This is a genomic window from Lysobacter sp. OAE881, assembly GCF_040546665.1.
Taxonomy (GTDB): domain Bacteria; phylum Pseudomonadota; class Gammaproteobacteria; order Xanthomonadales; family Xanthomonadaceae; genus Lysobacter_J; species Lysobacter_J soli.
The window spans coordinates 2,165,165-2,178,881 of record NZ_JBEPOG010000001.1 but is presented as its reverse complement, the minus strand read 5'-3'; the positions used below and the strand labels follow the sequence as shown (position 1 = coordinate 2,178,881).

The window sequence follows — 13,717 nt, the reverse complement described above, 5'->3', positions numbered from 1 at the left end:
GTGGATGTCACGCGCCGCGGCCATGGCGATCCGTCCGCGGGGGAACCTCGTCTTCATCCAGCGTCGTACGACCTTCGACTTCGAACAGGCGCACCAGCAGCGCGACCGCCAGCGCCGATGCCGCAAACGCCACCACTATCGCGGTGATCAGCAACGCCTGCGGCACCGGATCGCCGCCCATGCCCGGCATCGCGCCACGGCGCGCCACGACCGCGCAGACCAGGAACACGCCGGTGCCGATGATGTTGAACGCGAGGATCTTGTGCAGCGGCTGCGGGTTCACGATCAGACCGTACAGCCCGATGCCGATGAGCACCGCGGCACAGTAGCCGAGCCACATCTCGTTCATGGGACCGCTCCCGCGTCACGCGGCGCACCGGCCAGCAACAACGCGAGGATGACCGCCAGCGACGGCATCAAGGCGATCTCGATGACGACGATCAACGGTTTCGCCGCACCATCCGGATAGGCGAGGAACGCGCCCGCCATCCACGCGCCATACAGCCCGATGGCGACGAACACCAGCGGCCCGGCGACCAGCCACGCGCGCAGCGCCATGCTGCTGACCGGGGGTGCGCGCGTGAGGCCCGCCATCATCACCAGCAGCCACATCGATGCCAGGATGGTCGCGCCCTGGAACTTGCTGCCCGGTGCGTCCGCTCCGACCCAGAGGATGTACACGGCGATCACGATGCCGATGGGCGGCAGCACGCGCGCGACATAGGCCAGGACGCCCTGCGGATCGGCGTCGTGCGAGACGTCCGGCGGCTGCCCCCACGCCGCATCCGGCGTGAGCGACCACACCGCGATCAAGGCGAACAGCAGCACGATCGCCTCCAGCAGCGTGTCCATCGCGCGGAACGCCAGCAGCACGGCGGTGATCGGGTTGCCGACGCCAGTCGCAGTCAGATGCTCGGTAACGAGCGGCGCCAGCGTCGGCGACGGTTCGGGCAACAGGCGCAGGCATACGATCAGGACCGCGGTGACGCCGACCGATGCGGCGATCGCCAGGACGCGCACTGCCAATCCACGCTGCATCCGCACCTCGGCATAGCCGCCGCCGCGCAGGCGCGATGCTGCGCCGATCAGCAGCGCGCCCGTCAATCCCGCACCGATGGCCGCTTCCGTCATCGCCACATCGACCGCCGACAATCCCACCCACGCCAGCGTCAGCAGCAGGCCGTACGCGATGAAGCCGGCTACCGCCGCGAACGTCTCGCGCGCAAGCACGATCCACAGCGCGAGGCCGAGGATCAGCGCGATCAACGCCAGTGTCGGCGCGCCGTTCATGGTCGCTTCGCCTCGTGGACGGTGCGCGCGATGAGCTGCGAGACCGCCGCCGACGCCCACATCAGCAGGCCCCAGATCAGGACGAGCTTGATGCCCATGACGACGCTGTCCGCCTGCGCCACCAGGCCGAGCACCACCAGGCCGAGGCCGAGGTTGTCCGCCTTGGTCAGCGCATGCAGTCGCGTGAGCGAATCCGGGAATCGCAGCAGGCCCACGGTCCCGGCGAGGAAGAACAGCGCGCCCGCGCTCACCGCGACGATGGTCCACGCATCGAGCACGCGTTCGATGAGCGCGCTCACGGCCGCCTCGCCGGGCGCGCGCCCTTGACGAACATGATCGACGCGAATGCCGCCAGCAGCGCGAGGATCAGTGCCACGTCGGTGACCGCGGTAGCCCCGTTCGACGCACTGAGCAGCAACGCGGCGATGCCGCCGCTGCCGAGCAACTGCGCCGCCATCATGCGTTCGGCATCGCCGGGCCCGCGCAGGATGCGGATCAAGCCGGCGGCGACGACCAGCAGCACGAATGCCGCCGCAGCGAAGAGGAAATCAGCCATCGCGATCCTCCTGCGCGGGCGTATCGCCCGGGATCAGGGCGCGGGCAAACAGATGTTCTTCGCGCTTCAGTTGTTCGACATTCGGAAGCCGGACGTCGAGGCAGTGATAGATCAGTCCGTCGCGCGTCTCGCCACAGGGCACCGAGCCGGGCAACAGGCTGGTGATCGCGGCGAAGGTGTTGCGTGTCAGGCCGCGCGGAAAGTCGAGCTTGCACTCGACGAAACCCGGGGCCATCGGCATGCGCGGAGAGAACGCCCGACGCGCCACGTCCAGGCCGGCGAGCACCGACTGCCACAGGAAATGCGGCGCCAGCGACAACAGCGCGACGAAACGCAGATGCCCGGCCTGCGGCGCCAGCAGCCGCAGGCTTGTGATCGTCGCCAGGGTTGTGGCGATCGCACCGAACAGCAGACCGACCGGCTCAACGCTCGGCATCAGCACGATCCATAGCGCGAAGAAGCAGATCGCACGCGACATCGCGGCGGCATGCCAACGGCGGCGGGCGCGGACCGGCACGCTACACCTCCTCCTGCGCGCGCGTCGGCGTGTCTTCCTTTCCGAACACAGTCACGTAGAGCACGGGCAGGAAGATCAGCGTCAGCACCGTCGCCACCAGCAGGCCGCCCATGATCGCGAACGCCATCGGGCCCCAGAACACCGTGGGCGCGATCGGTATCAGGCCCAGCACGGTGGAGATCGCGGTGAGCATCAGCGGCCGCATGCGCGAGGTCGCCGCGCTCGACACCGCCTCCGTCACGCCCATGCCGGAGGCGCGGTCCGTCTCGATCTGCACGATCAGGATCACCGCGTTCTTGGCGATCATGCCGATGAGCGCCAGGATGCCGAGGATCGCCACGAATCCCAGCGGCCGATTGAACAGCAGCAGCGCGCCGACGACGCCGATCAGGCCCAGTGGCAGCACGCACACCACCATCGCCAGTCGCCGGAAGCTGACCAGCAGCACCATCATGCTGACCAGCATCAGCAGGATCATCACCGGCACCACGGCGTACACCGACTGGCTGGACGCGTTGCTTTCCTCGTACAGGCCGCCGGTTTCCACGCGGTAGTGCTTGGGCAGGCGTTTGTCGAATGCCTCGATCTTCGGCGCGAGCGATTCGACGACATCGTCGGGCAGCACGTCGCGGTTGACGTCGGCGCGCACCGTCAGCGTCGGCACGCGGTCGCGGCGCCAGACCAGCGGGAATTCCTGTTCTTCGTTGAACGTCGCGAACTGCGCGAGCGGCACCATGCGACCCGTCGTCGTGGGCACCTGCAGCGCCGACAGCGTCTGGAACGAAGCGCGCTGGTCGTCGGCGGCGCGCGCGACCACGCTCACCAGGTAGATGTCGTCGCGCACCTGCGTGATCGGCGTGCCGGTGATCGCCGCATTGAGCACGCCCGCGAGCGCGGACGAACTCACGCCGAGCTGGCGCGCCTCGTCCTGGTCCACGTGGATGCGCACCTGCCGCGCGGGCTCCATCCAGTCGTAGTTGACGTGGCGCACGCGCGGGTCCGAACCCACCACGCCGGCCAGTTCGAGCGAGATCTGTCGCAGCTGATCCACGTCGGGTCCGCTCACGCGGTACTGCAGCGGCCATCCGACGGGCGGGCCGAGTTCGAGTGGCGAAACGCGGGCGATGACGTCGGGAAACTGTTCGGCCAGTTCCTTCTCCAGCATCTGGTGCAGGCGCTCGCGTGCCTCCAGGTCCTTCGCCACGATCACGAACTGCGCGAAGAACGGATTAGCCAGCTGCACGTTGAGCGTGAGGATGAAGCGGATCGCGCCGCGGCCGACGTAGGTGCTGTAGTGGTCGACGTCGGGATTGCCGTTGAGCAGCGCTTCCAGCCGTTTGGCCTGGGTTTCCGTCGCGAAGATGGACGCGTTCTGCCGCAGCGTCATGTCGACGGTGAGTTCGGGCCGGTCGGACGCCGGGAAGAACTGCTGCGGCACGAAGCGCAGCAGGAACAACGCCAGCACGAACGCCGCCACGGTGATGCTGATGGTCAGCCATCGCGCCGCGATCGCGCCGCGCAGCAGCTTGCCGTAGGTGTCCATGATGCGGCTCGGTTTCGGATCGGCGCGCTTCTCCGGAATCTTCAGGATGGCCTTGCCCAGCAGCGGCGCGAAGATCACCGCGCCCAGCCACGAGACGATCAGCGAGATCGCCACCACGGCGAAGATCGAGAACGTGTACTCGCCCGCCGAACTGCGCGCGAATCCGATGGGCACGAAACTCGATATCGTCACCAGCGTGCCGATCAGCATCGGCGCGGCGAGCGTGCGGTACGCGTAGGTCGCCGCTTCGTCCTTGCTGTCGCCCATGCCCAGGCGATTCATCATCGCGTCCACGGTGGTCATCGCGTCGTCCACCAGCAACGTCAGCGCGATGATCAACGCGCCGAGCGAGATGCGGTGAAGGTCGATGTCCGCCATGTACATGACGGTGAACACGATCGCCAGCGTGAGCGGGATCGACAGCGCGACCACCGTGCCCGGCCGCACGCCCAGGCTCACGAAGCTGCAGACCAGGATGATGATGATCGCCTGCCAAAGCGACGCCATGAAATCGTCGATCGACACTTCCACCGTCACGGCCTGGTCGGCAACCAGCACCGGCTCGATGCCGATGGGAAGGTCAGCGCGGATGTCGGCCATCTCGCGGCGGATGTTCTCGCCCAGCGCCAGGATGTCGCCGCCCACGCGCATCGCGATCGCGAGTCCTATCGCGGGCTTTCCGTTGACGCGGAACATCGGCTGCGGCGGATCCACCGTGCTGCGATGCACGCGCGCGATATCCCCCAGGCGGACGATGCGGTCGCCGACGACGAGGTTGAACGACTCGATGTCGGCCTCGTTGTCGAACGCGCCGCTGACGCGCAGGAACAGCCGCTCCTGCGGCGTCTGGATCACGCCTGCGGGGCGCACGATGTTCTGCGTCTGCAAGGCCGCGATGATCGTGCGGAAATCCAGCCGCATGCCGGCCATGCGCTCGGTCGAGAACTCGATGTAGATCTGCTCGTCCTGCGCGCCGAGCACCTCGATCTTCGACACGTCCGGCAGGTTGAGCAGGCGCGCGCGGATCGCTTCGACCTCGTCGCGTAGCTGCCGGAACGTGAATCCGTCGGAGGTGAACGCGTAGATCGTGCCGAAGGTGTCGCCGAAATCGTCGTTGAAGAACGGGCCGACCACGCCTGCCGGCAGCGTGCCGCGGATGTCGCCGATGTTCTTGCGCACCTGGTACCACACGTCGGGCACTTCCTCGGGCGTCGTCGATTGCTCCAGCTCGACGAAGATCGTCGTCTGCCCCGCCGTGGTGTAGCTGCGTACGCTGTCGATATGGCGCGTTTCCTGGAGCTTGCGTTCCAGCCGCTCGGTGACCTGCGGGAGCATCTCCTCGACGGTCGCGCCCGGCCACCCCGCGCCGACCACCATCGTCCGGACCGTGAACGCCGGATCCTCGTCGCGCCCCAGCCGCATGAACGACATCACGCCCGCGACCAGCGCGATGATCATCAGGAACACGACCAGCGAGCGCTTGCCGAGCGCCCATTCCGACAGGTTCGGACCGATCACGGCCGCGCCCCGCCGGGCGCCGCCTCACCGGGCTTCGCGAACGTCGGCTTCGCCTGTTCGAAGCGCACCTTCTGCCCGGGATGTAGCGCGTGCACGCCGGCGGTCACCACGATGTCGCCCTGCTCCAGCCCCGAGGCCACCATCACGCTGGACGGGCTCGACGACTGCACCGCGATCTGCCGCATCGACACCGTGTGTGCTTTCGGATCCACCACCCACACCGCCGTGCGGCCGCCCGAACGCATCACCGCGGCCGCCGGCACTTCGATGCCGAGCACCGCGTCGAGCTTGATGCGGCCGGTGACGGTGCTGCCCATTCGCATCGCGGCCGGCGGGTCGATCAGTCCCACCTTCACGCGGAACGTGTTCGTGACGGGGTCGGCGCGCGGCGCGACCTCGCGCACGCGCCCGCGCGCGGTGATGCGCGGGTCGGCGGTCAACATGACGAGCACGTCGGTGTCGGCCGGCGTGCTCTCCTTTACCGCGGCGGGCACGTCGAACGCCGCGTCGCGCCCGCCTTCGCGCGCCACCTGCACGATCATCTGGCCCGCAGCCACGACCTCGCCGGGTTCCGCGCCCTGCGCCGTCACTACGCCCGCAACGTCCGAACTCAGTCGCGTGTAGCTCAGCCGGTTGTTCGCGAGGTTGACCTGCGCCTGCGCCGATTCGGCCTGCGCCTGCGCGGCCTTTCGGCTGGACTGCGCCTGGTCGAACAAGGCGCGCGACACCGCATCCTGCGCGACCAGACCGCGCATCCGGATGAAGTTGTTCTCCGCTTCCACCATCTGCGCCTGCGCGCCGGACTGCTGCGCGCGTGCCGACTGCAGTGCGCTCTCCTCGTCCTGCGTGTCCAGTCGCGCGACGAGCTGCCCGCGCCGCACGTGATCGCCCACGCTGACCAGGCGATCGGTCATGCGGCCGGAAATGCGGAACGACAGGTTGATCTCGCTCTGCGGCTGCACGCTGCCGATGAGCGTGACGGTGTCGCCGCTGAGCCGCTGGTCGGTGATCATGACGCGGACCGGGCGGACTTCCTGCGCCTCCTCGTCATCGCCGCGTCCGCACGCCGCCAGCGCGAGCACGGCAAGTGCTGCGGCCAGCATGCAACCGTTGCGGGAACGCCGGAAGGCTCGGATGGAAGGCACGGCGTCGACTCCCTCTCGATGGACCGGCGCGCGTCGGTTCCACCGCTCGCGAACGCGGACCCGGTCGCCTCCTGACGGCGATTGGCTCCAGCAGGCCGGCCTAGAACTCCACCGGATCGCGGATGATCGGACAGGTCATGCAGTGGCCGCCGCCACGGCCGCGTCCAAGTTCGGCACCGACGATCGTGATGACCTCGACGCCTTCCTTGCGCAGCAGCGTGTTCGTGTAGGTGTTGCGGTCGTAGGCGTAGACCACGCCGGGCGCGGCGCAGACCAGGTTCGCGCCGCTGTCCCACTGCGTGCGTTCCTGCTGGTACGCGGTGCCGCCCGTCTCGACGACGCGCAGCTTCTTCAGGCCGAGCGCGTCGCCGACGACATCGACGAAGGGCTTTTCCTCGCGATGGAGTTCGACGCCGCTTTCATGGCTGCTGGGCCGATACGAATACGTACGCACCTGGTTGATGAACTCCGGCGCGAGCAGGCACAGGTCGCGGTCGGCGAAGGTGAACACGGTGTCCAGATGCATGGCCGTGCGCATCTTGGGAATCACGGCGACGATCACGCGTTCGGCGGCCTTCTTCTCGAACAACGCCGCCGCAAGCTGGCTGATGGCCTGTCGCGACGTGCGCTCGCTCATGCCGATGAGCACGTTGCCCTTGCCGATGGGCATGACGTCGCCGCCTTCCAGCGTCGCCAGGCCGTGATCCTTCGTCGGATCGCCCCACCAAACGTTCACCTTGCCGGCGAAATCCGGATGGAACTTGTAGATCGACGTGGTGAGGATGGTTTCCTCGTGGCGCGCCGGCCAGTACAGCGGATTGAGCGTCACGCCGCCGTAGATCCAGCACGTCGTGTCGCGCGTGTACAAGGTGTTGGGCAGCGGCTGCAGCAGGTATTCGGTCTCGCCCGCCGCCTCGCGGATGACTTTCAGCGCATCGCCGCCGATGGACTCGGGGAATTCCTCCGTGGACAGGCCGCCGATCAGCGTTTCGGCCAGGTCGCGCGGCGTGAGGCCTTCGAGGTAGCTGCGGATCTCGCTGATCAACCCGAGGCCGACCTGGTCCGGCACGACCTGGTTGTCGATGATCCACTTCTTCGCTTCGGGAATGGCGACGGTTTCGGCGAGCAGGTTGTGCATTTCGACCACGTCGATGCCGCGATCGCGCATCTTGTTGACGAAGTCGAAGTGGTCGCGCTTGGCGTTGTCGACCCACAGCACGTCGTCGAACAGCAGCCGGTCGCAGTTGGTCGGCGTGAGCCGCTGGTGCGCGCGGCCCGGCGCGCACACCATCACCTTGCGCAGCGTCCCCACTTCGGAATGGACGCCAAACTTGCCGTCGGATGCCGTCGCCATGTCGTGCTCCCGCTCGCTAGATGGTGATGTAGCCGGTAACCAGCCACCAGATGCCCACGACGGCGCCGATCGCCGCGAGGACGAAGATGATCCAGTCCGAAGTACGCGAGAACACCGGAAGGCCCTGTTCGCGGCGCGCCCACACATACAGCGCCGTACCCGGCGCATAGAGCACCGCCGACAGCACGATGAACTTCATGCCCCCGGCGTACAGCAGGAATATCGTGTAGACGGTCGCGAGCGCCGCGATGATGACGTCGCGCCTGCGGTCCTTCGGATCGCGTTCGTAGGTTTCGCCGCGACGCGTGAGCATCAGCCCGTAGCCCGCCACCAGCAGGAACGGAATCAGCGCCATCGCGCTGGTCAGGTTCAGCATCAGGCTGAAGGCATCGCGCGACCAGTACGTGGTGATGACGATGACCTGGATGACGATGCTCGTCGCCCAGAGCGCGACGTCCGGCACCTTGTTGGCGTTCTCGCGCGCGAAGATCTTCGGCATGTCGCGCGTCTTTGCAGCGGTGAACATCACCTCGGCGCAGATCAGCGACCACGCCAGGTACGCGCCCAGCACCGACACCAGCAGGCCGACGCTGACGAAGATCGCGCCCCACTGGCCGACCACCGCTTCCAGCACCGTCGCCATCGACGGCTGGCGCATGCCGGCCACCTCGGCGCGTTCAATCACCGCGTATGGCAGCAGCGTCACCAGCACCATGAGCGTGGTGACGGAGATAAAGCCCGTGATGGTCGCGGCGCCGACGTCCTCGCGCTTCTTGGCGTAGCGCGAATAGACGCTCGCGCCTTCGATGCCTAGGAACACGAAGACCGTCACCAGCATCGTCGCGCGCACCTGCTCGAAGATGCCGCCCTCCAGTCCGCCCCCGTAGAAGTTGAACTGGAACAGGTCCATCTTGAACGCGAACGCGAGGATGACGATGAAGACCAGGATCGGGATGATCTTGGCGATCGTCACGACCTGGTTGATGAAGGCGGCCTGCTGCACGCCGCGCAGGATCATGAAGTGGAACAACCAGATGCCGACGGAGGCCACCACGATCGCGACGACCGTGTTGCCGTCGCCGAACACCGGGAAGAATGCGCCGAGCGTCGACTTGATCAGCACCCAGTACGACACGTTGCCGATGCAGCTGCCGATCCAGTAGCCGAACGCGGAGAGGAAACCCGGATAGTCGCCGAAGCCTTCCTTCGCATAGGCGAACACGCCGGCATCGAGATTCGGCTTGCGTTCGGCGAGGAACTGGAACACGCGCGCCAGCATGTACATGCCGGTGCCGGCGATGAGCCAGGCGATGATCGCGCCGAGTGGTCCGGTGGCGCCGGCAAAGGTTCGCGGCAGCGAGAAGATGCCTGCGCCTACCATTCCGCCGACCACCATCGCGGTCAGCTGCATGCGGGACATCTTCGGGTCGGACGTCGACATGTCAGTGCCAGTCCTTTGCGCGCGTCGGCGAACCATGCTTCAGGTTGCGTAACGTGTTTGTGAAGGTGGTGCGAGCAAATCCGCCTGTTTAACGGGCTGTGTCCGCTGATTTGTCACACGTCGATCACGCAGCCTTCGCGTGTCATTTCCGCGAGCGGTGCTAGCGCCGATCGCGGCGACTCAGATGACGAGCCGGCCCGTCGCGAGTGAAAAGAGCGCGACGACAGCAGCGATCGCCAGGATCGCGAAAAGCACCGCCTCGCCTCGCCGGAACACCGATGCGTGCCGCTGTTCGCGCCGCGACATCACGAACAGGATCGTGCCCGGCGCATAGAGCAGCGCCGAGAGCAACAGGTACTTCGTACCGCCGAAGACGAGCATGGATGCCGCGTACACCGTCGCGATCGCGCCGAACACCAGTGCCGACCGGCGTCGCGATTCCTCGTCGGGGGCATATGCCTCCCCGCGCCACGCGAGTTTGAAGCCGTAGGCGGCGACCAGCAGATAAGGCACCAGCGTCATCGCGCTGGTCATCTTCAACGCCAGGATGAACGCGTACTCGGCGAACCAAGTCACCATCAGGAACAACTGGATGAGACCGTTGGTGAGCCACAACGCGGCGGCCGGCACGCCGCGCGCGTTCTCCTTCGCGAGCACCGACGGCATCGTGTTGTCGCGTGCCGCCGAATGCAGGACTTCTGCTGCGAGCAGCGACCATGACAGGTAGTTCCCGAGCACCGAGATCAGCAGGCCGACGCTGACAAACACCTTGCCCCACGGCCCGACCACCGCTTCCATCACGCCGGCCATTGACGGCGTTGCCAGCGCCGCGAGCTCCGGACGCAGCAGCACGCCGTAGGAGAACATCGTCACCATCACCAGCAGGCACAGCACGCCGAGGAAGCCGAGCACGGTCGCCAGGCCCACATCCTCGCGCCGCCGCGCATAACGCGAATACACGCTGGCGCCTTCGATCCCGACGAAGACGAACACCGTCACCAGCATCGTCGCACGCACCTGTCCTGCGACGCTGGACAGGCTCGCAGGTTCCCCGCCCCACAGGTTCGCCGCGAACACGTCGCGCTTCATTCCGACGGCGGCGACGAAGAGGAACGTCGCGATGGGGACGAGCTTGGCGATGGTGGCGATGGTATTGATCGCCGCGGCTTCGCGGATGCCGCGCAGGATCAGGAAATGCACGCCCCACAGCAGCAGCGATGCGGACAGGATCGCCAGCGCCGTGGTGCCATCGCCGAAGGCCGGCACGAATTGCCCGATCGTTGCCTTGATCAGCACCAGGCAGGCCACGTCCGCCAGGCAGCAGCCGATCCAGTAACCCGCCGCCGAGACGAAACCCGCGTAATCGCCGAAGCCGGCCTTCGCGTAGGCATAGATGCCCGAATCCAGGTCCGGCCGCCGCATCGACAGGTTCTGGAAGACCAGCGCCAGCATCAGCATGCCGGTGCCGGCGATGAGCCACGCGATCATCGCGCCGACGCCACCGGTCGTGCGCGCGAAGGCCGCCGGCAACGCGAAGATGCCCGAACCGATCATCGAGCCGACCACGAGCGAGATCAGCGCGACGAACGAAAGCGTCTGTTTCTGCGGGGTGCTCATGGCTGCGGGCCACTGCGCGCATTGGCGACGCCGGATGCGGACGATCGCGATCTCGTCGGATCAGTCGTCATGACACAACCCGTGGAGCGTCGATGGGACGCAACGGGCGACGATGGGCCCGCACGCGTCACGGGCGGATGAAAATCGGCAGACCGCGCGCCGGTGCCCGCCCGCACCCGCGGCGCCACGGCGACGGCCCACAAGCTCCGGACGCTGCCGGAAGAACGTGACGCCGCTATTGCTCGAACGGCGCGTCGATCAGCGCATCGGCCAGCGAGGGCGGCCGGTAGCCCGGCACGAACCTCACGCCGAAATCGCGCGCGAAGTTGTCATACGTCGTCTGCGGCCGGCTGGCGCAGAGCATGCAGATGGACTCGGTGAATTCATGCTTCATGTGCAGGCGCGGGAACGACGCCAGGATGCCGCTCATGATGTCCGCAGGGATCTTCTCGATTCCCCAACCGCCCCAGTCGAGCCCGACGCCGAGCACGCCCAACGCCGGTTCGGCCTCCTTGTGCAGGCAGATCGACGGAGTCGAATTGAGCGCGACGCCATCCCACACCCGTTGGCAGCGCCGCTCGTCCAGGCCCTGTTCCCGCGCGAATGCGCGCGCCGCGTTCGCGCCTTCGACCTCGAAACGCAGCTCGCCCTGGAACGACGAAGTAAGCCCCAGATCGTGCAGCAGCGTGATGATCGCCAGCACCTCCGGATCGTGCGCGGTATTGCCGGCGCGTGCGAGCACGCAGGCGAACAGCCACGACCGCATCGCGTGATTGAACAGCCACGGCTGCGAATGCGAATGCGCGAATTCGATGGCGCGCGCGACCGGTTCGCTGTCGGGCACCTCGACGCCGGCAAGGACGCGCGTGGACGAAACGGTTGCGGCGGCGGATGGAATTGCCATGGCGCAGGCTCCTCGGGCGGTTCACCCGCATCGTGCGCTCAGGACGCGTCCTCGCGGCTACGTTGTGCGCTGACACATCATGTTTCCCTGTTCGCACGGATCGCCCGGCGCTTGACGCCATCACCGCGATTGTTGCGCTGCCTGCAACACGACGTCCCCACGGCCGGGGCTTCATCCGCGACACGTCAGTTCCTAACGTGCAACCTGCTTCGCCCGCCAAACCACGCCGCCCTCCCCCGACCGGAGATCCGACATGAAGCGCCTTCTCACCGGAATTGCCCTCGCCCTCGCCGTGCTCAGCGGCACGGATGCCGCCGCGGAGACGACGAAGCCGACGATCGTGCTGGTGCACGGCGCATTCGCCGACTCGACGAGCTGGAACGGCGTCATCCGGATCCTGGAGCAGGACGGTTACCCGGTCGTCTCCGTCGCCAATCCGCTGCGCAGCGTGAGCGGCGATGGCGCGTACGTGTCCGACCTGCTCGCCAGCATCCCGACGCCGGTGGTGCTGGTGGGCCATTCCTACGGCGGCAGCGTCATCACCGAAGGCGCGCGCGGGCACGACAACGTCAAGGCGCTGGTATACGTCGCGGCGTTCGCGCCGGACGCCGGCGAAACCGCGGCCGCGCTGTCGGGCAAGTTCCCCGGAAGCACGCTCGGCCCGACGCTTGCGCCGCCGGTCAAGCTCGCCGGAGGCGGCGTCGACCTCTACATCCAGCCGTCTAAGTTCCATGCGCAGTTCGCAGCGGACGTGAATGCGGATGACGCCGCGCTGATGGCCGCAACGCAGCGCCCCATCACGGAGGCCGCGCTCAACGAGAAGTCCGGCGCTCCCGCATGGAAGGGCATCCCGTCCTGGTTCATCTACGGCGACCAGGACAGGAACATCCCGGCGAAGGCGCTGGGTTTCATGGCAGAACGCGCGAAATCCAGGCAGACCGTCGTCGTTCCAGGCGCATCGCACGTGGTCATGGTGTCCCACCCCGAGCCGGTCGCGAAGCTGATCGAGCAGGCCGGCGGCGACAGCGGCCGTTGATTCCCCCACATCCAAACGACAGAAATCCAATGAAACGTCTTGAAGGCAAGATCGCGCTGGTCACCGGCGGAAACAGCGGCATCGGGCTGGCCGCGGCGCAACGGTTCGCGACCGAGGGCGCGCAGGTCATCGTGACGGGACGACGCAAGGACGTCCTGGACGATGCCGTGCGCCAGATAGGCGACGGCGCCATCGGGATACAGGGCGACGTGGCCGACATCGAACATCACGCGGCGGTCGCGCAGGCGGTGCGCGACCGTTTTGGCGCGCTCGACGTCTACATGGCCAACGCAGGGGTCATCAACATCGCGCACTCGGCCACCGTGACGCCCGAGGAATACGACGCGCAGTTCGACGTCAACGCGCGCGGCGTGTTCTTCGGCGTGCAGTCGATCACGCCCGTCATGCGCGACGGCGGCAGCATCATCCTGACCAGTTCGCTCGCAGCGACCAGGGTGCTCGACGGCCACGCCGTGTATGCCGGGACCAAGGCCGCCATCGGCGCGTTCGCGCGGAGCTGGGCGCTGGAACTGCGCGATCGCCGCATTCGCGTCAATGTGCTGAGTCCGGGGCCGGTGGATACCTCGATCCTGGCCAAGCTCGGCATTCCCGAAGCCGACCGGCCCGCGTTCCTTCACGCGATGGCCGAGCGGATCCCGGCGGGACGACTCGGCGAACCGGACGAACTCGCGCGCGCCGCCCTGTATCTGGCAAGCGACGACAGCAGCTTCGTCAACGGCATCGAACTCCACGTCGATGGCGGGATGTCGCTGGCCTGAGGATCCGCGTGAAGACC

The 13,717-nt window shown here is 67.1% G+C and carries 13 protein-coding genes; 2 read left to right on the top strand and 11 right to left on the bottom strand.

All coding sequences use genetic code 11. From position 1 onward, the window contains the following. Positions 1 to 7: 7 nt before the first annotated feature. From ABIE51_RS10115 to ABIE51_RS10065, 11 genes are all read right to left on the bottom strand, one after another. Positions 8 to 349 (bottom strand): NADH-quinone oxidoreductase subunit K, encoded by a 342-nt coding sequence (locus ABIE51_RS10115; RefSeq protein WP_192630612.1) that lies wholly within the window; start codon positions 347 to 349, stop codon positions 8 to 10. Next, positions 346 to 1,290, bottom strand: coding sequence for a hydrogenase subunit MbhD domain-containing protein (locus tag ABIE51_RS10110; protein WP_192630611.1), 945 nt, complete (start codon positions 1,288 to 1,290; stop codon positions 346 to 348). The genes ABIE51_RS10115 and ABIE51_RS10110 overlap by 4 nt, the downstream gene beginning before the upstream one ends. After that, positions 1,287 to 1,589: a cation:proton antiporter gene (locus ABIE51_RS10105; RefSeq protein ID WP_354503973.1), complete on the bottom strand. Its 303-nt coding sequence runs from the start codon at positions 1,587 to 1,589 to the stop codon at positions 1,287 to 1,289. Before ABIE51_RS10105 ends, ABIE51_RS10110 begins: the two co-directional genes overlap by 4 nt. After that, positions 1,586 to 1,846, bottom strand: coding sequence for a monovalent cation/H+ antiporter complex subunit F (locus ABIE51_RS10100; RefSeq protein WP_192630610.1), 261 nt, complete (start codon positions 1,844 to 1,846; stop codon positions 1,586 to 1,588). Before ABIE51_RS10100 ends, ABIE51_RS10105 begins: the two co-directional genes overlap by 4 nt. After that, a complete protein-coding gene (locus ABIE51_RS10095; protein WP_354503971.1) occupies positions 1,839 to 2,363 on the bottom strand; it encodes a Na+/H+ antiporter subunit E in 525 nt (174 codons plus the stop codon). Before ABIE51_RS10095 ends, ABIE51_RS10100 begins: the two co-directional genes overlap by 8 nt. Before the next feature lies 1 nt (position 2,364). After that, positions 2,365 to 5,424 carry an efflux RND transporter permease subunit gene (locus ABIE51_RS10090; RefSeq protein ID WP_192630609.1) on the bottom strand — a complete coding sequence of 1,020 codons (3,060 nt, stop codon included), beginning with the start codon at positions 5,422 to 5,424 and terminating at the stop codon, positions 2,365 to 2,367. Beyond that, complete coding sequence (locus tag ABIE51_RS10085; RefSeq protein WP_192630608.1) at positions 5,421 to 6,527, bottom strand: efflux RND transporter periplasmic adaptor subunit; 1,107 nt, start codon at positions 6,525 to 6,527, stop codon at positions 5,421 to 5,423. Before ABIE51_RS10085 ends, ABIE51_RS10090 begins: the two co-directional genes overlap by 4 nt. Before the next feature lie 142 nt (positions 6,528 to 6,669). After that, entirely contained in the window at positions 6,670 to 7,923 is a 1,254-nt protein-coding gene (arcA, locus tag ABIE51_RS10080; protein WP_115842161.1) for an arginine deiminase, read from the bottom strand. Between the two features lie 16 nt (positions 7,924 to 7,939). Continuing rightward, a complete protein-coding gene (locus ABIE51_RS10075) occupies positions 7,940 to 9,364 on the bottom strand; it encodes a basic amino acid/polyamine antiporter (protein WP_192630607.1) in 1,425 nt (474 codons plus the stop codon). A gap of 180 nt (positions 9,365 to 9,544) precedes the next feature. Continuing rightward, positions 9,545 to 10,981, bottom strand: coding sequence for a basic amino acid/polyamine antiporter (locus ABIE51_RS10070; RefSeq protein WP_192630606.1), 1,437 nt, complete (start codon positions 10,979 to 10,981; stop codon positions 9,545 to 9,547). A gap of 235 nt (positions 10,982 to 11,216) precedes the next feature. Continuing rightward, entirely contained in the window at positions 11,217 to 11,885 is a 669-nt protein-coding gene (locus tag ABIE51_RS10065; RefSeq protein ID WP_192630605.1) for an HD domain-containing protein, read from the bottom strand. 253 nt (positions 11,886 to 12,138) lie between these two features. Between ABIE51_RS10065 and ABIE51_RS10060 the strand changes: the two genes are divergently transcribed. Beyond that, positions 12,139 to 12,921: an alpha/beta fold hydrolase gene (locus ABIE51_RS10060; RefSeq protein ID WP_192630604.1), complete on the top strand. Its 783-nt coding sequence runs from the start codon at positions 12,139 to 12,141 to the stop codon at positions 12,919 to 12,921. 29 nt (positions 12,922 to 12,950) lie between these two features. Next, on the top strand, positions 12,951 to 13,700 hold the full coding sequence (locus ABIE51_RS10055) for a glucose 1-dehydrogenase (RefSeq protein WP_192630603.1): 750 nt from the start codon (positions 12,951 to 12,953) through the stop codon (positions 13,698 to 13,700). Positions 13,701 to 13,717: the final 17 nt, after the last annotated feature.